The sequence below is a fragment of the Colwellia sp. 5_MG-2023 genome (genome assembly GCF_030547795.1).
Lineage (GTDB): Bacteria > Pseudomonadota > Gammaproteobacteria > Enterobacterales > Alteromonadaceae > Colwellia.
Window position 1 is genome coordinate 1 of sequence record NZ_JAUOPW010000023.1, and the last position, 18,491, is coordinate 18,491.

Consider the following 18,491-nt stretch of genomic DNA (forward strand, 5'->3'; position numbering starts at 1 on the left):
GCATCCCTAAGGGGATTCGAACCCCTGTTACCGCCGTGAAAGGGCGGTGTCCTAGGCCTCTAGACGATAGGGACACTAAAACTTGAAAACAAGTTAAAACTATCTATTTTTTGTTGAATATAAAACATCAACAAAAAACCTAAATATTGGTGGAGCTATGCGGGATCGAACCGCAGACCTCTTCGCTGCCAGCGAAGCGCTCTCCCAGCTGAGCTATAGCCCCGCTTGCTTAAACAATTCTAATAAAAGAAATAATTCAAACAGTTACATTTAATACCTGGCCTAATAGCTATTAAGTGCATTTACTTCCTCACTATAAATACTAAGAAAGTACATTCTCTTTCGCCATCAATTTCGTTAATTGAAGTCTTCCTGAAAACGAGGCGCATTCTAAGCAGCGACCTCGAAAGTGTCAACACTTTTTTTTAAAAAACATCGAAAATATTGCAAAATAGTGTTTGAGTGACTAGATAAAGAACAAGTTGATTGTTTTTTGCCTAACTAGTTGTTTGACTGTGTAATTTGCGTTCAAAGAAGTTGTTAAACTTGATGACTCATTTATTAACTAAATATTATCAACATATCCTTCTACTTTCTTTTTTTAGCGATTACAGGTATTGTTCACACACAAAACATATCAATTAATCCCCCAATAGAGTTTTAAATTATAGAATGCAGTTAAATCAATTAAATATTGTTGCTATTGGTGGTGGCCATGGTTTAGGAAGAGTTTTATCTACACTTTCATTTATGGGCGATAAACTAACAGGTATAGTAACAACAACCGATAATGGCGGTTCAACAGGTAAATTAAGAAAACGCAGTAGTTCTATTGCTTGGGGTGACTTAAGAAATTGTTTAACTGAACTGGTTGATAATGATTCTATCGGTAGTCAACTTTTTAATTTTCGTTTTGATGGTGCTGATGAGTTGGGTGGTCATAATTTAGGTAATCTTATTTTATATGGTTTGGGACAAGTACAATCTCGACCTTTAGACTCAATTAAACTCGTTAGACGAATGTTAAGAGTACGTACACAAGTATTACCTATGTCTGAGACACCAACCGACTTAATGGCGTTTTATCCAGAAGGACGTTGCCGCGTTGGAGAGCTTTCTGTTGATGAAATGCCGATTATGCCCAAAAACTTAATGCTAGCGCCTTTAGTGAAGTCTATAAAGCCTTGTATTGATGCTATCAACAATGCTGATCTTATTATTTTAGGCCCAGGTAGTTTTTTAACAAGTATCGTACCGCCATTATTAATAAGGGATATTAGTAACGCTATCAATAATAGGAAAGGTCACTGTGTATTTATTGATAACGTAGTACTAGAAAATAGCCCCGCAGCTAAGTTAACGATAGATGAGCGCTTAACTTGGATCCAAGATAATATTGGCTGTTTACCTATTGACAGTGTTATTTGCCAAGACCCACAAGTTACGTCAGAAAAAGTGAATATTATTTGTCGTGATTTAGCGCATAATAAAGTTCCTCATCATCATGATAAAAAGAAACTCATTAGCGCACTGGAAGATTGTTTAGCGAGTGTTGATTACAAAAAAAGAGTCGGTTGAGACCTCCACCCTATTCTTCTTTGTTGCTAGATTGTTTGTCTTCACTAATTCTACTTGCAACCGCTCCCTTTTGATCTCTGTACTTCGCATCAGTTCTTTTATTGTATGGGCGCAATGCACTTGATGACATAGTTTCAAAGTTAAGTGCAGCTATTTTCATTTTTGGGCGAAGCGCCAATGGTAGCTTTCCTGAATTGTAAAATTCTAAAACAATTTGCCCTGACCAACCAGGATCAATTCTATGGGCGGTAACGTGCACCATTAAACCAAGTCTAGCCAGTGAAGAGCGTCCATCTAACCAACCCACTATATTATCAGGTAAAGTAACCGACTCATAAGTAACGGCTAATGCCAGCTCTCCTGGGTGTAGAAAAAAAGCATCACCATCGGCAATATTAATTTCCTCACTCATCACTGAGTTCATGGCGGCTTGCATTTCAACCTTTGGACCACTTAAATCAATATACGGTGCTGCATGGGCTTGAAAAACACGAAATTCATTACCTAAGCGAATATCAACACTTACCCCTGAAATCATTGAACTATCAGGCTTTGGTAAAATAATTATTTCTTCATCTGCTAAGTATTGTTCTATATCTTTATCGCTTAATCTCATAATGATTGTTCTTGTATTATTAATTTATATTATTGATGTGCATTACGTTATGTATATTAACGCTCGATTAGTCTGTATATATAACAGTTGTCGTTAGTGGGCTAGCATTATCAAATTGTAGAAAAAGTTGCCCCGTAATATTACGTGCTATTCTACGGTACAAAGATGCTATATCACCAGTGCTATTTTCGATGATGTCTGATTCACCAAAATCAGCATCTTGGCGAATATTAATATCAAGCGGTAATTGACCAAGTAATTGTGTTTGTTTTGATTTTGCCATTTTCTCGCCCCCAGCTTCTCCAAAAACATGGCTTTTATGCCCACAGTTTTCACATAAGTGATAACTCATATTTTCAATAATACCTAAAACAGGCACTTGCACCTTATCAAACATAGCAATTCCTTTTTCAGCATCAATCAAGGCAATATCTTGTGGCGTAGTGACAATTACGGCAGCGGCTACGGGTACTTTTTGCGCCAAAGTTAATTGAATATCCCCTGTCCCCGGTGGCATATCAATGAGTAAGTAATCTAATTCAGGCCACGCCGTTTCATTTAGTAATTGATTAAACGCACCACTCGCCATTGGGCCTCGCCAAACCGTAGCGTCTCCTTCATCAACAAGAAATCCTATCGACATAGCATGTAAACCATGAGCCTCTAACGGAATCATAAATTTGCCATCTTTAGATCCAGGTTTAGCATTTTTCAGCCCTAATAATGTTGGAATAGAGGGACCATAGATATCTGCATCTAAAATGCCAACCTTAGCCCCTTCAGCAATTAGTGCGTAAGCAAGATTTACTGCGGTAGTTGACTTACCTACCCCACCTTTACCTGAAGCAATAGCAATAATGTTTTTAATCTTACCGCCATTAAGAGCAGAAGAACGTACCGTATTGACATTAAGTGTTATTTCAAAATCAACTTGCTGAGCAAAAGAAGTTGATAAGGTAGTGGCAAGTGTATCTAATTCTCCTTGGCAAGGAAAAGGCAGGGTTAACTCAACCCGTATTCTGTTCGATTTTTCTGTATGTATTTTAAAATCACGACAAACAGCAAGCACACCTTGAGGAAAGTTTAGTGATTGATAGCTTGTTAATGCTTCTTCTATCACTTGAATTTTTTCTGCCGTTGTTAAATCAATGGTAGGTAAAGCACTTTTAGAATCGTTTGGAAGTTGCGGTCTAGTGGATGATTTTTTATTTTCACTTTTATTATTGAAGAATTTACCGAACATATTGTCACATTAATTATTTGAGTATAAACGTTAAATTCTGTACTATTGCAGCCATTATTACCATCAAAAAACACTATTTATTCATGTCTATAGCTACTTCTTCGCAAACATTACCAAAAAAACGCAAAATATTAGTTACTTGCGCATTACCTTACGCCAATGGATCAATTCATTTGGGACATTTACTTGAGCATATTCAAACAGATATTTGGGTACGATTCCAACGAATGCGCGGACATGAAACTTATTTTGTTTGTGCTGATGATGCTCACGGCACACCAATTATGCTTAAAGCACAAGAATTAGGCATAACACCTGAAGAAATGATTAATGCAGTTCGTGATGAACATATGGCTGATTTTGCTGATTTCCACATTAGTTTTGATAATTATCACACAACGCATTGTGAAGAAAACCAAGCTTTATCGAGTGATATTTATAATAAATTACATGCTAAAGGTCATATTAAGACACGTACTATTTCGCAGCTTTATGATCCTGAAAAGGGTATGTTTTTACCTGATCGTTTTGTAAAAGGCACCTGCCCTAAGTGTAAATCAGAAGATGAAAATGGCGACAGCTGTGACAAATGTGGCGCAACTTATTCACCAACTGAAGTCATTAACCCGCGCTCAGTTGTTTCTGGTGCCACACCGGTACTAAAAGATTCGGAGCACTACTTCTTCGACTTACCAGCCTTTGAAGGTATGTTAAAAGAATGGATTCGCAGTGGCGCATTACAAGAAGAGATGGCTAACAAGCTTTCAGAATGGTTTGAGCAAGGTTTAAAGCAATGGGATATTAGCCGTGATGCTCCTTACTTTGGTTTTGAAATTCCAAATGCTCCTGGTAAGTTTTTCTATGTTTGGTTAGATGCACCAATCGGCTACATGGGAAGTTTTAAAAATCTATGTAATAAGAATTCAAACATTGATTTCGACAGTTTTTGGGCCGAAAATTCTGACGCTGAGCTATACCACTTTATTGGTAAAGATATAATCTATTTCCACAGTTTATTTTGGCCATCAGTACTCGAAGGTGCTGGCTATCGTAAGCCAACAAGCGTATTCGCCCATGGTTTTGTGACAGTAAATGGCGAGAAAATGTCTAAATCTAAAGGCACCTTTATTAAAGGTCGTACTTATTTAGATCATTTAAATCCTGAATATTTACGTTACTACTACGCAGCGAAATTAACGAATCGCATCGATGATTTAGATTTAAATCTAGAAGACTTTGCTCAACGTGTTAATTCTGATTTAGTGGGTAAAGTCGTTAATATCGCTTCACGTTGTGCTAGTTTTATTACCAAACGTTTTGATGGGATGTTATCAACAAATATTGATAACCAAGCACTTGCTGACGAAGTTATGAATGCTGGTGATAGCATTGCCGCACATTATGAAAGCCGTGATTTTGGTCGTGGTATGCGTGAAATTATGGCACTTGCTGATAAAGTTAATGAGTACATTGCGGTAAAAGAACCTTGGCAGCTTGTGAAAAACGAAACTAAACAGCAAGAAGTACAAGATATTTGCTCTTTAGGTATCAACATGTTCCGTACCTTAATGATTTATTTAAAACCTGTCTTACCAGTACTTGCCGATAGCACTGCTGCATTTTTAAATGATGAATTAATTTGGGATGGTCATAAAAAACTATTAACTGATCATAAAATCAATAAGTTTAAAGCACTGTTACAACGTGTAGATATGGATAAAGTTAATGCAGTCACAGAAGCTTCGAAAGAAAATTTAGCGGCTATAAGCACGGACGCTAAAAAAGAAAAAACAAATAATAAGAAAAAGAAACAAGAAAAAATTGTCGATAATTCTGCTGCACTTGCTAATCCATTAGCTGCAGATCCTATTAGTGAAGAGATTCAGTTCGATGATTTTGCTAAAATTGATTTAAGAATTGTTAAAATAATTAATGCTGAGCATGTTGAAAAAGCCAATAAACTACTTAAATTAACATTAGCACTTGATAATGATGGCACAGAAACTCGTCAAGTATTCGCTGGTATAAAATCGGCTTATCAACCTGAAGATTTAATTGGCAAGCAGACGGTTATGGTAGCCAATTTAGCGCCTCGCAAGATGCGCTTTGGCATGTCTGAAGGTATGGTGTTAGCTGCAGGCCCAGGCGGCGAAGACTTGTGGATATTAAACCCTGATGATGGCGCACAACCAGGTATGCGAGTTAAATAAAATAACTTACTGTTATCACTACCAACTTCATTTTATATGAAGCGCTCGTATAAAAGGTATGGCATAACGCGATACCTTTTTTTTTGTCAAGCTAAACTAATTAAACCTATAAAAACATGAGTATTATTATGGTAAAAAAACTAACAAGTTTGCTAAGCAACACACCGGCTTCCTTGCTAATTTTAATCGCTATGTTTATCGGTTTAGTTGTTGGTGCAACCACATCAACCGTTTATTCGGGGGTAAATGAAATAGCAGACGCCTTTGTTATGCTATTACAAATGACAGCGCTTCCTTATATTGCGTTATCATTAATTATTGGTATAGGTAGCCTCTCAGAGCATAGAATAAGCGGTACGATTAAAAAAAGTTTAGTTATTCTTATCTCATTAACCGCAACCGTATTGCTTTTTATTTTAATTACGCCCATTGCCTTTCCAGACTGGGAAAGTGCTGATTTTTATAGCTTAAGTACAATAAAAACAGTACAAGATCTCGATATTATTAAGCTCTTTATTCCCACTAATCCTTTTTATTCTTTTGCTAACGGTTTAATTCCAAGCGTTGTTATGTTTAGTATTCTGGTTGGCATCGGCTTAATGAAGGTAAAAGCTAAAAAGCAAACCTTATTAGCTTTAATAGGTTTAAACAAAGCCATTATTAATGTTAGCTCTATGGTGATTAAATTAGCGCCATTAGCCATTTTTTGTATTGCATTACGTGCTGCAGCAACAATTGATAGTTCACAAATAGATGGGTTACTTGTTTATATAGTTTCCGCCAGTGTTTTAGTGTTGTTGTTAGCCTTTTTGATAATACCTGCAATTATTGCCACTATTACACCTTTGGGTTATAGGGAAATACTAAAGGCCTCACGTGAAGCAATGATCACTGCCTTTGCAACCGGAAGCTTTTTTATTGTTATTCCATTAATTGTCGAAAAAACAAAACAGTTAATTGAAAAAATGCCGGTAGATAATGCCCATTTACGCACTGATGCTATTATTGCGCCTAGCATCATTGTGCCTATTGGCTTTAGCTTACCAATAGGCGGTAAACTTTTAGCTTTATTATTCGTTTTATTCGCTGCCTGGTTTTCTGGCTCAGAAGTCAGTGCAAGCCATTACCTTTATTTACTTACTGCTGGTTTACCCCAATTATTTAGTTCAAGCTCAGTGGCTATGCCAAATTTATTAGAAATATTCAATGTACCTAGCTCAATGTATGAATTATTTTTAGTCGCTGAAAACTTAATTGTCGGTCGCCTTAGCGCTTTGCTTTCTGTGGTATTCTCGTCAAGCTTAGCAATATTAATTGCGACAAGTATGTTAAAACAACTTACATTTAAATGGTCTAAGTTTAACAAATACTTAATCCTTCTTCCGGTATTATCTGTTATTGCCTTTATCGCATTAAGGTTTACTTTTGACAGCATTAGTTATCAATACCAAGGGTATACAAAGTTTATTGAACGTGACTTTATTATGTATAACTCCCAAAGTAAGGTGTTAGAGGCACCAACTAATATCAAGGCTAACTCTCAACCCAATGTTGATGTGTTAACACGTATAAGTAAGCGAGGCTTTATCCGTGTTGGTTATTTTAGAGATGACTTACCTTATGCTTTTCATAATAATGAGGGAAAACTTGTCGGTTTTGACATTGAAGTGCTTAACCTACTCGCAGATGATTTAGAGGTAGATATTGAATTTGTGCGAATTTTCCATAATGAAGCACAAAAACTACTCTCTTCAGGTTATTTGGATATGACAACCGGCATTCCTTTAATTCCTAACAATATGAAGAAATTCACATTAACTGTGCCATATAGTACTCAATCTCTTGCTTTTATCGTTCACGATGGCAGGCGGAGTGAATTTACTACTTGGGAAAAAATTATTAGTAATGAACAACTAATTATTGGTATCCCTGAATTATACTACAGCGAAAACTTAGTGAATCGTCATTTTGAACACGGCACAATTTGGGAAATATCTACACCAAGGTTATATTTTAAAAAAGAATACGAACATATTGACGCCATGCTTATTGGGGCTCCAACGGCTTCAGCTTGGACTTTATTACACCCAGAATATACAGTAGTAACGCCAAAACCAGCGCAAGCTCCCTTATCAATGGCTTTTGCTATTAATAACAAAGATACCGCTTTTGAATTATTTATGCGTAACTGGATACACATGAAAAAGCAAAACAACAATATTGATCAATTATTTCAATATTGGATTGCCGGAAAAGAAGAATTTGAATAGTACATAACAATAGAGCCTAACCAAGATGAAATTGAACACAAAATTAAATATGAACAGAACATTAAAGCTATGTGTTAGCCCTTTACTGCTTTTATTAGCCAGTTGTAGTAGTAGCTTTGTCTCAACCAATCTCGATAAAGATAACTTTAGTGATTATTTCTCTGCCAGTCACGTTAAAATTTATCAAAGCGAAAAAGACATTAACGCTCGTTATCAATTAGTGGGGATTGTTGAGGGTCAAGATTGCCAAATTAAGCCTCATCACGCAGAGCCTGATGAGATTAATGCACGAACTGAAGCAAGAAGGTTGGCATTTGATCAAGGAGCTAATGGTATCGTTTTTTCACAATGTGCCTTATTACCCCACGAACGGTTAGCCCAACTAAATGACAGTGCTGATGCGCAACAATGCCATGCCATTGTTATCTGTTATGCAAAAGCTTATGCCATTGAAGTAACCAAGTGACATGATTGAAGCAAACTTAACGAGTGCTCCTAGCATTAACATAAAGCCCATTGGTATTGTTAATTCTCCTTATAAAGAGAAGTTTGCGATACCTCGTCAACCTGGGTTAGTGGATGCGGCCAAAGGCACTATCGCATTACTTAATGATGTCAATACACTTGATAGTGTTAGAGGACTAGAGCAGTTTAGCCATATTTGGCTATTATTTGTCTTTCATGGCACACAAGCGCAAGGCTGGAAGCCATTGGTGAAACCACCTCGCCTTGGTGGTAATAAAAAGCTAGGAGTACTTGCAACACGTTCAACCTTTAGACCCAACCCTATTGGGATGTCCGTGGTTAAACTCGATAGCATTGAAACCGTAGAACAAAATATTATTTTACATATATCGGGGATGGATTTATTAGATCAAACACCTATTGTAGACATAAAGCCTTATATTAGCTATTCAGACGCCTTACCCAATGCATGTGCTGGCTTTGCTCAACATCAACCTAATAGTAAGCTAAACATTACCTTTTCAGAAAATTCACGGCAAATTTTAACCAGATTAACACAGCGATTACCTGAGTTATCCTTACTTATCGAACAAGTATTAGCGCAAGATCCTCGCCCTGCTTACAAACAAAATAAGCTTGATGAAAAGGTTTATGGCATGCATTTATATAACCTAAATATTCAATGGCGGATGCTAAATGTAGAGACAATAGAAGTTATTCAAATTACTGAACTACCGTAAGATTTAGCTTTATCGCAACTAAATTTCGAACAAAGCTATTCTCCTGTGTGTTCACTTATTTTTTATTTTTCTTATTTATTACAAGCCGCTATAGGGTGAACAACTGCTTTGGTAATTTTACCATATTGGTATTTGACAATAGGTTGGTTTATATAACCAGTAAATTTTCTTGGCTTCCATTGAGGTAAAAAAGCATAGTCTGTTGTTAAATTAACAATTAACCCTGTCGATTTTTGACATTTTATTTTGTTCTGGCTCTTAATGTTACTCGGGCTACTCGACGCTTCATTATCTAAAAGATCATTAGAGAAGTTTTTCTCACGACTCCCTGCGACAACACAAATCCTATTCTCAGCAGCTAGAGACAAAATATTATACTCGACCTCGCTGGGCTCTTGAATATCAAAGGGTAGCAACAATAAATGAATGCCACTCAACGCGGCAACTTTTACTATTTCAGGTAGGTTAGCATCATCGGCTGTTAACATTGCAACAGTAATATTACCTTGCTCTAGTGGCAACGCTATTATAGTTAATTTATCGCCTAATGATGTCCACTGATACCTATTACAAAAGTGTAATTGCTGTTGTGTTGCCAATAAACCTTGTTGATTTATTAGAACCGCCTGATGTATTCCTTCAATAACTAAACTGGTACACACATACTGAAAAGGTCTCAACACTGCACTAATTTTAGTTATGAGCTGTAGGCTCAAACTCGCAATTGTTTTACGTTTTTCAACATCATTTGTTATTGCTTTATCAGCGATAAAAAACAACTCTGGTAATTGAATAATATCGCTAAGATTATTTTCAATATAATGGCAAACATCTTCAATTGCTTCTTCATTAGATTTATAGGTAGCATATATAGCGACATTAGCTGTTTTTGCTATATTTTTATCTACCAAAGCATGCTTATGTAATGCAGATTGATTAATATTTTCTCTTAATGCCTGATATAACTCAGGCCGTAATTGTTTAAGCACTTTAGAGCCATCAGGACGAACTTTATTATGCAGTCCAACTTTTTTACCTGTACCTATTAAATCGATATCAGCAAAAATATAGCCCTCTTTATTATGCTTTATTTGTGCTAGTACTGAACCACTAGGACAAATAATTTGGCTATTCCCTACTCCCGAATTACTCGACTGAGCCGTTTGCGTTGTAAAATCATTAGCTTTGCTTTGAGCAATAAAATCTTGTGATGATTCTTGATGACTTACTTGGTGACGTACCGGATAAATTAATGCACCGATTTTATTAGCTGTCGCGATAAACACGTTATTTTCATAAGCACGAGCAGGATCATATAAACAACTTTGATCAAGCGCAAAGGTGTTAACAGAATTACACAATAACTGCGCGCCACCTAACGCTAATTTTCTCGATTTTTCAAAAGTGATATCATCGTTACCATTTAATAGGCCTAATTTTCCATATGGCGTTGTGGCTACATCTGCAGTTTCGCTTGTACAAATATAAAAGTCATGCTCATGCCCTATCAACGAGTGTTTATCTTTTTGTTGAATAAGCTCTCCTAATGGTGAAAATAAACAAGACGTTACCGTAATATTTGATTTAATAGCGCCATCTTGATGATCACGTGAAGGGTCTCTTCGTAAAGTAACATTAATAACAATATAACAATGATGTTTTATTGCTTGATCAGCAATACATTGTAAGAAACTACCATTGATTTCTAGCGCTGCATTCCATGCTTGATTATGATCACTACACTCACTCAACGTATTACTATATTCAGGAAGAACAATTAGCATGGGTTTACACACCGCAGCGTCATTTATTATACGGATACAAGTTGCTAAATTTTCTTGTGTGCTTGAAGTGGTGGCAAACTGAGTAACGGCTACACGCATAGTTTATACTTTTCCATAGAGCGAATGATTATTTATTTTAAAAATGTGAATTGTATAACAGAACACATTGCACATGATGGGCGTGATAGTACAACACAAAGCACATCAAAAACTATTGCTAAGCTTACATTTGCTAATTTTTAACTATATATGTTACTGCTAGCTATAGTTTTATATGCGTAAACACATCAAGTGTCAGAAAATTTTACACTATATAAAGCGCTTTATGCTCTTGTTAATAAAAACATCCAAAACAAAAGTAAATTACTGATATTTAATAACTAATAACTTAATTGTTAACTAGGCGTAAAAGTTGCATTAATATGTAAATTGTTGGTGTTACTAATGTAAAAGGTGATATTCAACATATAAATTAATAAAAATAAAATAAATTAGGAAGTAACATGTTAAATAAACTTTTTTTAAAAACATTATTCACATTATCATTGGTATTCGCCGTAAGTAACACAGCCAATGCGACGTTAATCACCCAAGATATTTGGCTTGATTCAGGCATTACTACTGAAATTGATTATCAATATATTGGCTTTATTACTATAGATACTGAAATAGCAATTGTTGATGATGTTTTCAATGATGGCTCACTGATGTTAGGCACTGTTAGCGCTTGGGTTGATTTTGAGTTATTTGGTTTTAATTTTTGGACTGAAGCAGAAAGCGATGCGGCTCTAGATGCTGATCCTCTTTCTTTTCCAATGTTTGGTTTCTTTGAAGCCGTATTTGATACCAATAACCTGGCCGCGGGTATTGAATTATTGGACTTTGATGTTACTGAAAATACATTTGACTTCTATGCTTTCAGTGGTTTAATTGATATATTTACACCTCCTGGATTTGGTGATATTTTCGATCCAACAGGTGGCCTATACGACTTTGGTGAGTTAGCTTTTGGCGAAGCGAGACTTACCGCTGTACCTGAGCCTACCAGTTTACTACTATTTTTAGCCGCTGCAATCGGCTTAACTACACGTAGAAAAGTAAAATAATACGATTAATACACGGTTTAACAATACAAGAGTTATTGCATCGTACAACAAATGATAGTTTTTAATATAAGGCTAAGAGTTAACACTCTTAGCCTTTTTTTATGCCATCAGCTTCGTTATTCGCTATGCTATCAACCTCAACTAGACAGTATTGAAAGCAGTTTAACCATTTAATTCAATATCTAGTCTAAACTACATTAGTAAACCTAGCCCACACAACATTAAATACGGCCATATTATCAATAGACTCCTCATTAGTGCAGTATAGGTAATGAAGTTCTCAACGATAAATTATCAAACTATATCTAAATATAGCTTTATCGCTAATATTTAACCGTAAATACCATATAGGAAACTTATTATTTTTCGTTACTTGTATAGTAAGAAAATGTATACAAGATTATTATTAAATATTTTTTTAAACATAAAAAAACCTCATTGAATTACGCCAATGAGGTTTTTATTTATTTTACTATTTAAACAAATAAACAGTATTGATATTTATTTATAAAGCGAGTGATTAGTTTCCTAATTCAAGTACAGTAGTACCTTCAGCTTCACCGTCAGCATTATAATAAGTAATCGCACCCATATAAATAACTCCTGCATCTAAACGAGAAGTAGAAATGGTTGTATAATTATAACGTCCTTCTATCGCTCTGCGACTTGATGTTATACGTGTAGTGCTTTCAGCTTGATCAGCTACCCAGCCTAACATTGTATAGTTTGTTTCAGCTGCGCCTTTTAAGTCTTTACCATGAACAAAAGCAATATATAAATCGCCGTTGTCACCATTATTTGCTGGAGCAGGATTTGTTAAAATAATGTCTTCATCTGAATCTTCTGAAACAGCACTTTCAACGGCACTACAGCTCCATGCTACACAGTGATAGAAGTAAATATCTAAATTAGCGTCAGCTGCATCAACTAAACCACCACGTAAACTAAAACGTGCCACTTTTGTACCTTCTGGAACAAGAAAGCCATGAAAACCTAATCCAGGTTCATTAAAATCATAAGAACCGTTTGAATCTTGAGAGACTGTACCATTTGCACCAAATGGCGCAACTAAACCAGCATAGTCAATAGATATAGCCCCTGAATAGTTTGTTTTTACAGGGAAACTATAACGTCCTCGCTGCAATTGAGCAGAAACAATAGCAGGCACTTCAATATTAGTATCTGCAACCGCTTTTATCGCAATCGGACTACGGACACTATGACCAGCATTATCAGTCCAAGTGATTGCACCAAATTTCCAAACATCATTCTCACTTAATGCTGTTTTTGCAAATGTTAATGCATAACTTGCCTTACCACCTACTTCAACATCCAATGTGTTACTCGGGTTAACAGCACCGTTAGCATCAAATGTTTGTAACTGCACATCAATTCCTTCAGGCGCTTCAATTGTTGCTGTATAACTTGATGCACTATTTGCAGCATTTGAAACAGTTCTAGTAACCGTTTCTGGTGCTTGTAACTCTGCAATCCCAATTGAAGGTAAATTTAATTGACTAGGATCAAGACTGAATCCAGCTGCAGTTAATGCATCACACTCAATGCCCATGCTCGCAACAAAAGTGTCATTACCTATGCCACATAAAAAAGCAAGGTAGTCAGCAGTATTCGCATCATACAGTAACCCTGGAGTTAACGAGGCAACAGGGTCAACATGACCAGCACCAAAATTAAAAGGATCTGCAGGTGTGATACCATCAGGTTTCATAACATCTTGATAAGCATTGGTCATCATCGCTGATTTTATTTGTGCTGGCGACCAAGTGCTATTTGACTCTGTAAATAATGCCGCGATTCCCGCGATATGAGGAGAAGACATTGAAGTACCTTGTAAGTACCTAAATGAATCACCTACAGCACTACTGACAGGGTTTTCACTATAAGCGGCTAATATTTTAACACCTGGCGCTGTAATGTCAGGTTTAATAATATCGTAACTTGCTGTGTTTGGCCCAAGAGAAGAGAAGTCTCCCATTATATTACCAATCACTGGTGTTGGAGAGAATATTTCTGGTGACATTGTCACCTCAAGCACTTCCCCGCCAGTAATCGCTGCATTGAGTGATTCTCCATTACTTTTACTAATCATAAAACCTGGAATTTCAAAAGTACCATCACCCCCCATAACGATAGGCGTATCATCTGTGCTATAAACAATAACAGCGGTCGCACCAGCAAGTTGAGCACGTTCAACTTTTTCGGTAAACGCACAAGAACCACGACTAATTAACGCAATTTTACCTGCGATTTCGGCAGAGTTATCAAGCGCTGTAGCTAAACCACTATCAAAACAGGCTAATAAAGGCTCTGCAACCACTACATTACCAATAATAGCACCAGTTTCGCCTAATGGTTTAGTGATAGCCCCTTCAGCCGCCACGATAATCTCTTCTGGATCACGTGATGAAATTTTTATACCTTGTGTTATAGCAGTACCATCATAAGTTGAAGCCGCAACACTAGTTATCCAAGGAGCTGGTGTGCCAACAGTTTCAGGTCCATCTTGACCACTATTACCTGCAGAAACCGCAACAAAAACACCTGCATCTACTGCGCGTAGCATTGCCGCTGTGGGTGGTACTGTTAAATCAGTTAAACTACCGCCAATTGAATAATTCAAAACATTGACACCATCAGCAACGGCTTGATCTATCGCCGCCATGGTATCACCGTAAAAACAACCGGCTTCATCATCCCCTGTAATAGGATCTTTGTACGCGTCATTCCAACATACTTTATAAGCAGCAATACGCGCCCTAGGAGCCATACCAGAAACCGTACCTGTGCTAGCTTCATAGCCATTAATATTAATGGAACTCGCAGCACCTTCATTACCTGCGGCAGTACCAGCAGTATGACTACCATGACCAGCCGCATCTCTTGGAGACTCAACTTCACCTAATTCATATTGAATGTCATAAACAGCTTCAAAAGAGTCTTTGAAGTATCGAGCACCAATAAGTTTATTATTACAATTAAAGGTTTCATCTAAACCTGAATCACAAGCACCTAACCAACCAAGTGTTGAAGGGTCGCTATAGCTGCCATCATCAGAAAAACTCGGGTTTTCTGGCCAAATACCGGTATCAATAATTCCAACAACAACATCTTCACCTTTAATACCGAGTGAATGTTGACCGCTGCCTGAGGTTAGCCCCAAAAATTCAGGTGTATTTGCAGTGGAAACACGTTGAACTTTATCTTCCCAAACACCAACAACGTCTGGATGAGATTCTAATGCTGCTTTTTGTGTCGGTGACAATATGGCACTAAAACCATTAAAGGTATGCTTAAATGAATAGTTGATATCAATGGCACCTATTTCATTAGCAATAGCTTTTTGCTTTGACTCTAATGCTAATTGATAAGCAACCATTGCAGGTGTATTCGCGTTGTAGTTGTTGCCAGCAACAGCTACTTGCTGGTTACTAGGTAGTAGCTCACCAATATTTCGAGCTTGTTCAACACCTGTTTGCCCTTTAATTTGTACAATATAGCTTTTACTTTCTGTAGCCTGCGTTAAATTTTCACCCGCAAGAACTAATCGACTGCTATCTACTATCACTTCATTAGCATTCGCGGACGTTGCTAAAATGAGTGTAATGACACTTCCTATCATGGATCGTTTAAGTTGCATTTATTACTCCAATTATTATTATTTATTCGCTAAACATAGATATTATTATCTTTACCTTACATACCAGTATGTAAAAAATATACTTTCTTCCATACCAAGGTAATTAGCGATAATAAAATGAAGCAATAACAATGCCTTTGTTGCAAAATTATGAAATTCATTACAACAAGGTAATAAAAATGTTACAAAAGTATACAAACGTAAAACAAGTGTAAAAAAACTTTACACTTATATCTTATATTAAACGAATATAAAACAAACGATAGCGTTTTTAATGACAACAAAAGAATAAAAAACAAAATTAAGAACAATAAAATCAAATTAAACAAAATAAAGTTCTAAGTAATGTTTTTGTTTCTTTATGATTTATGTAAAATAACCTGACAAAGTGTTTATACTGCTTAAATTATAGACACAAATACTTACATAATTTTCAGACAAAGAGTAAGTATTTCACTAATTTATCAGTTCTTTATTGTCCTAATGGTGTAAATAATTAATTACTGTTAATTTAACGAGTAATAATTAAGTGTGGCTTTAGGTTTACAATGACATTTTTCAGCAATAATAAATATACGATCTGTGGAATAGCGGCAATATTACTTTGGAGTTGTCTCGTTGCACTTATAAGGGACGTTTCAGAAATATTTAGTCCCATTGGTGGTGCAGCAATGATATATTCGATCAGCGTTATATTTTTAATGCTAATAATGGGATTACCAAAATTAAAGGATTTCCCACCTCGTTACCTTATTCTTGGCGCTATATTATTTGTATCTTATGAAGTTTGCCTTGCCTAATCTTTGGGAATGGCGAATACCAGACATCAAGCAATGGAAATGGCTGTTATTAATTATTTATGGCCTGCTATCACCATATTATTAACGGTGTTTTCAGGCCGTAAAAAAGTAAGTCTCTGGGTTTATTCCAGTGTGTTAATTGCTTTTGTTGGTGTCGCATGGTGTATAACTGGCGATAATGATGTTTCAGTTGCTGTTTTAATGAATAATTATTCTGATAACCCAATAACGTATTTAATGGCTTTTTCAGCGGCATTTATCTGGTCTGTTTACTGTATAATCACCCAAAAACTGAGTAATGGTAAAAATGCGATCACCTTATTTATTACTGCAACTGCGATTACATTGTGGATTCAATATGCCTTGAGTAACGAGCCGCCATTAACATTCTCAATGAGCTCTACTGTCATTCTGTTAATTGCTGGCATTGTTATTGGTAGCGGGTATGCTTTGTGGAATAAAGCGATTATAGGCGGTAATTTGATGCTACTCGGTACCATATCTTATTTTACACCGGTTTTTTCTACTATTATTTCTGCTTTTTATTTATCTATTACCCTCAGCCAATCATTCTGGCAAGGTGTATTTTTAGTCACTCTCGGCTCACTAATTTGTTATTTTGTTACCAGAGAAAAAAGCCCAAAGTGTAAAGATATCGTACTTACATAACAGGCATAGCCAGATCAAATTTTTTAACTGAGCAAATATAAATATTTACTCAGTTAATGCTTGGTTTATAATTTATATATTTTTTACTAGATTTTAATCAAACAAACCTAAACGTCACTCATTCTGTCTAGTAGCTTTACATGGCTGCACGAAAAATGTTACAAATTTCTTCGTGGCTTGCTTGTCTGGGGTTAGTTAGGCTACACACATCTTTTAACGCGTTTTCAGCTAATAAATTTATATCACCGTCTTTCGCACCAAGCTCTATTAAACCAGCCGGGATTCCTACTTTTTGGCTTAATGTTTCAATAGCACTAATGGCAGCGTTTGCGCCTTCCTCTGCAGACATATTAAAAACATTTACCCCCATACTATTCGCAATATCTTTCAAACGTTCAGGGCATACTTTTGCATTGTAGCGTTGTACATGTGGTAATAAAACGGCGTTACAAACGCCATGAGGCAAATCATAAAAACCACCTAATTGGTGAGCCATCGCATGAACATAGCCTAATGAAGCGTTATTAAATGCCATACCTGCCATAAACTGAGCGTAAGCCATTTGTTCTCTTGCTTCAATATTTTCGCCATTTGCCACTGCTGTTGGTAAATTTACTTGAATAAGCTCAATTGCTTTAAGAGCAACAGCATCAGTAATGGGTGTTGCGCCTGTAGAAACATATGCTTCAATAGCATGTGTTAAAGCATCCATACCTGTTGCAGCGGTTAATGATGCTGGCATACCAACCATAAGAGAAGGATCATTGACCGATAACATTGGCGTGGTATGTTTATCAACAATTGCCATTTTTACATGACGTTTTTCGTCAGTGATAATAACAAAACGAGTCATTTCTGATGCTGTCCCCGCAGTAGTATTAATCGCAACTAAAGGTAACTGAGGCTTTTTAGATACATCTATGCCTTCATAATCTGCAATTTGGCCACCATTACTCGCAACTAAAGCAATACCTTTAGCACAATCATGTGGTGAACCACCACCTAACGAAACGACAAAATCGCAATCATTTTGCTTAAGCATAGCTAATCCAGCATTAACATTACTGACAGTTGGGTTAGGATGTACTTGATCAAAAACAACACTCGATATCTGTTCTTTATCGAGTAAATCAGTAAATTTTTTTACTATACCTATTTTGCTTAATACACTATCACTAACAATTAAACCCTGCTTAAATCCTTGATCTTTTATATAATTAATCGCCTCGACTAAGCAGCCACTACCCATAACATTTAACGCTGGCATATAAAATGATGTACTCATGAAATTCTCCTTTAGTGAACCTGATAAAACCAATAGTTATTTGTACCATAAAAAGAACATGAATTAA

Annotated in this window: 11 protein-coding genes, 2 tRNA genes and 1 pseudogene; 7 read left to right on the forward strand and 7 right to left on the reverse strand. The window is 36.2% G+C overall.

Annotated features, from left to right (window positions below; all coding sequences use genetic code 11):
- Nucleotide 1: 1 nt before the first annotated feature.
- Together Q4496_RS13910 and Q4496_RS13915 are read right to left on the reverse strand one after the other, a co-directional pair.
- Nucleotides 2-74: transfer RNA gene (locus tag Q4496_RS13910), tRNA-Glu, on the reverse strand.
- A 73-nt stretch (nucleotides 75-147) separates the two neighbouring features.
- Nucleotides 148-223: transfer RNA gene (locus tag Q4496_RS13915), tRNA-Ala, on the reverse strand.
- A 449-nt stretch (nucleotides 224-672) separates the two neighbouring features.
- On the opposite strand from Q4496_RS13915, the gene yvcK reads away from it, so the two are divergent.
- Nucleotides 673-1,578, forward strand: coding sequence for a gluconeogenesis factor YvcK family protein (gene yvcK, locus Q4496_RS13920; protein ID WP_303602817.1), 906 nt, complete (start codon nucleotides 673-675; stop codon nucleotides 1,576-1,578).
- A gap of 10 nt (nucleotides 1,579-1,588) precedes the next feature.
- Here yvcK and dcd read toward each other — a convergent pair whose 3' ends face one another.
- A complete protein-coding gene (gene dcd, locus Q4496_RS13925) occupies nucleotides 1,589-2,194 on the reverse strand; it encodes a dCTP deaminase (RefSeq protein ID WP_215971540.1) in 606 nt (201 codons plus the stop codon).
- A gap of 67 nt (nucleotides 2,195-2,261) precedes the next feature.
- The gene (apbC, locus tag Q4496_RS13930; RefSeq protein WP_303610671.1) at nucleotides 2,262-3,437 is read right to left on the reverse strand and encodes an iron-sulfur cluster carrier protein ApbC; all 1,176 of its coding nucleotides are present in this window, start codon (nucleotides 3,435-3,437) and stop codon (nucleotides 2,262-2,264) included.
- A gap of 83 nt (nucleotides 3,438-3,520) precedes the next feature.
- Between apbC and metG the strand changes: the two genes are divergently transcribed.
- The 4 genes from metG to tsaA all read left to right on the forward strand — a co-directional run bounded on the left by metG (nucleotide 3,521) and on the right by tsaA (nucleotide 9,122).
- Nucleotides 3,521-5,647, forward strand: a complete 2,127-nt coding sequence (gene metG / locus Q4496_RS13935) for a methionine--tRNA ligase (protein ID WP_303610672.1) — start codon at nucleotides 3,521-3,523, stop codon at nucleotides 5,645-5,647.
- A gap of 128 nt (nucleotides 5,648-5,775) precedes the next feature.
- Entirely contained in the window at nucleotides 5,776-7,917 is a 2,142-nt protein-coding gene (locus tag Q4496_RS13940; protein WP_303610673.1) for a cation:dicarboxylase symporter family transporter, read from the forward strand.
- A gap of 25 nt (nucleotides 7,918-7,942) precedes the next feature.
- Nucleotides 7,943-8,383, forward strand: coding sequence for a rcsF protein (locus tag Q4496_RS13945; protein WP_303602813.1), 441 nt, complete (start codon nucleotides 7,943-7,945; stop codon nucleotides 8,381-8,383).
- Nucleotide 8,384: 1 nt separating this feature from the next.
- The gene (gene tsaA, locus Q4496_RS13950; protein WP_303610674.1) at nucleotides 8,385-9,122 is read left to right on the forward strand and encodes a tRNA (N6-threonylcarbamoyladenosine(37)-N6)-methyltransferase TrmO; all 738 of its coding nucleotides are present in this window, start codon (nucleotides 8,385-8,387) and stop codon (nucleotides 9,120-9,122) included.
- A gap of 71 nt (nucleotides 9,123-9,193) precedes the next feature.
- Here tsaA and Q4496_RS13955 read toward each other — a convergent pair whose 3' ends face one another.
- Nucleotides 9,194-11,005 (reverse strand): nitrilase-related carbon-nitrogen hydrolase, encoded by a 1,812-nt coding sequence (locus tag Q4496_RS13955; RefSeq protein ID WP_303610675.1) that lies wholly within the window; start codon nucleotides 11,003-11,005, stop codon nucleotides 9,194-9,196.
- Between the two features lie 404 nt (nucleotides 11,006-11,409).
- Between Q4496_RS13955 and Q4496_RS13960 the strand changes: the two genes are divergently transcribed.
- Nucleotides 11,410-12,012: a PEP-CTERM sorting domain-containing protein gene (locus Q4496_RS13960; RefSeq protein ID WP_303610676.1), complete on the forward strand. Its 603-nt coding sequence runs from the start codon at nucleotides 11,410-11,412 to the stop codon at nucleotides 12,010-12,012.
- Nucleotides 12,013-12,532: 520 nt separating this feature from the next.
- Here Q4496_RS13960 and Q4496_RS13965 read toward each other — a convergent pair.
- Entirely contained in the window at nucleotides 12,533-15,670 is a 3,138-nt protein-coding gene (locus Q4496_RS13965; protein WP_303610677.1) for a S8 family serine peptidase, read from the reverse strand.
- Nucleotides 15,671-16,218: 548 nt separating this feature from the next.
- On the opposite strand from Q4496_RS13965, the pseudogene yddG reads away from it, so the two are divergent.
- Nucleotides 16,219-17,139: pseudogene (yddG, locus tag Q4496_RS13970) on the forward strand (aromatic amino acid DMT transporter YddG).
- Nucleotides 17,140-17,275: 136 nt separating this feature from the next.
- Here the strand turns inward: yddG and yiaY are convergent.
- A complete protein-coding gene (yiaY, locus tag Q4496_RS13975; RefSeq protein WP_303610678.1) occupies nucleotides 17,276-18,424 on the reverse strand; it encodes an L-threonine dehydrogenase in 1,149 nt (382 codons plus the stop codon).
- Between the last annotated feature and the right edge of the window lie 67 nt (nucleotides 18,425-18,491).

Bases quoted from the DNA above. Each gene is read 5' to 3' on its own strand.
- Q4496_RS13945 (WP_303602813.1), top strand. From the start codon at position 7,943: ATGAAATTGAACACAAAATTAAATATGAACAGAACATTAAAGCTATGT.
- Q4496_RS13955 (WP_303610675.1), bottom strand. From the start codon at position 11,005: ATGCGTGTAGCCGTTACTCAGTTTGCCACCACTTCAAGCACACAAGAA.
- yvcK (WP_303602817.1), top strand. From the start codon at position 673: ATGCAGTTAAATCAATTAAATATTGTTGCTATTGGTGGTGGCCATGGT.
- apbC (WP_303610671.1), bottom strand. From the start codon at position 3,437: ATGTTCGGTAAATTCTTCAATAATAAAAGTGAAAATAAAAAATCATCC.
- metG (WP_303610672.1), top strand. From the start codon at position 3,521: ATGTCTATAGCTACTTCTTCGCAAACATTACCAAAAAAACGCAAAATA.
- tsaA (WP_303610674.1), top strand. From the start codon at position 8,385: ATGATTGAAGCAAACTTAACGAGTGCTCCTAGCATTAACATAAAGCCC.
- Q4496_RS13940 (WP_303610673.1), top strand. From the start codon at position 5,776: ATGGTAAAAAAACTAACAAGTTTGCTAAGCAACACACCGGCTTCCTTG.
- dcd (WP_215971540.1), bottom strand. From the start codon at position 2,194: ATGAGATTAAGCGATAAAGATATAGAACAATACTTAGCAGATGAAGAA.
- yiaY (WP_303610678.1), bottom strand. From the start codon at position 18,424: ATGAGTACATCATTTTATATGCCAGCGTTAAATGTTATGGGTAGTGGC.
- Q4496_RS13965 (WP_303610677.1), bottom strand. From the start codon at position 15,670: ATGCAACTTAAACGATCCATGATAGGAAGTGTCATTACACTCATTTTA.
- Q4496_RS13960 (WP_303610676.1), top strand. From the start codon at position 11,410: ATGTTAAATAAACTTTTTTTAAAAACATTATTCACATTATCATTGGTA.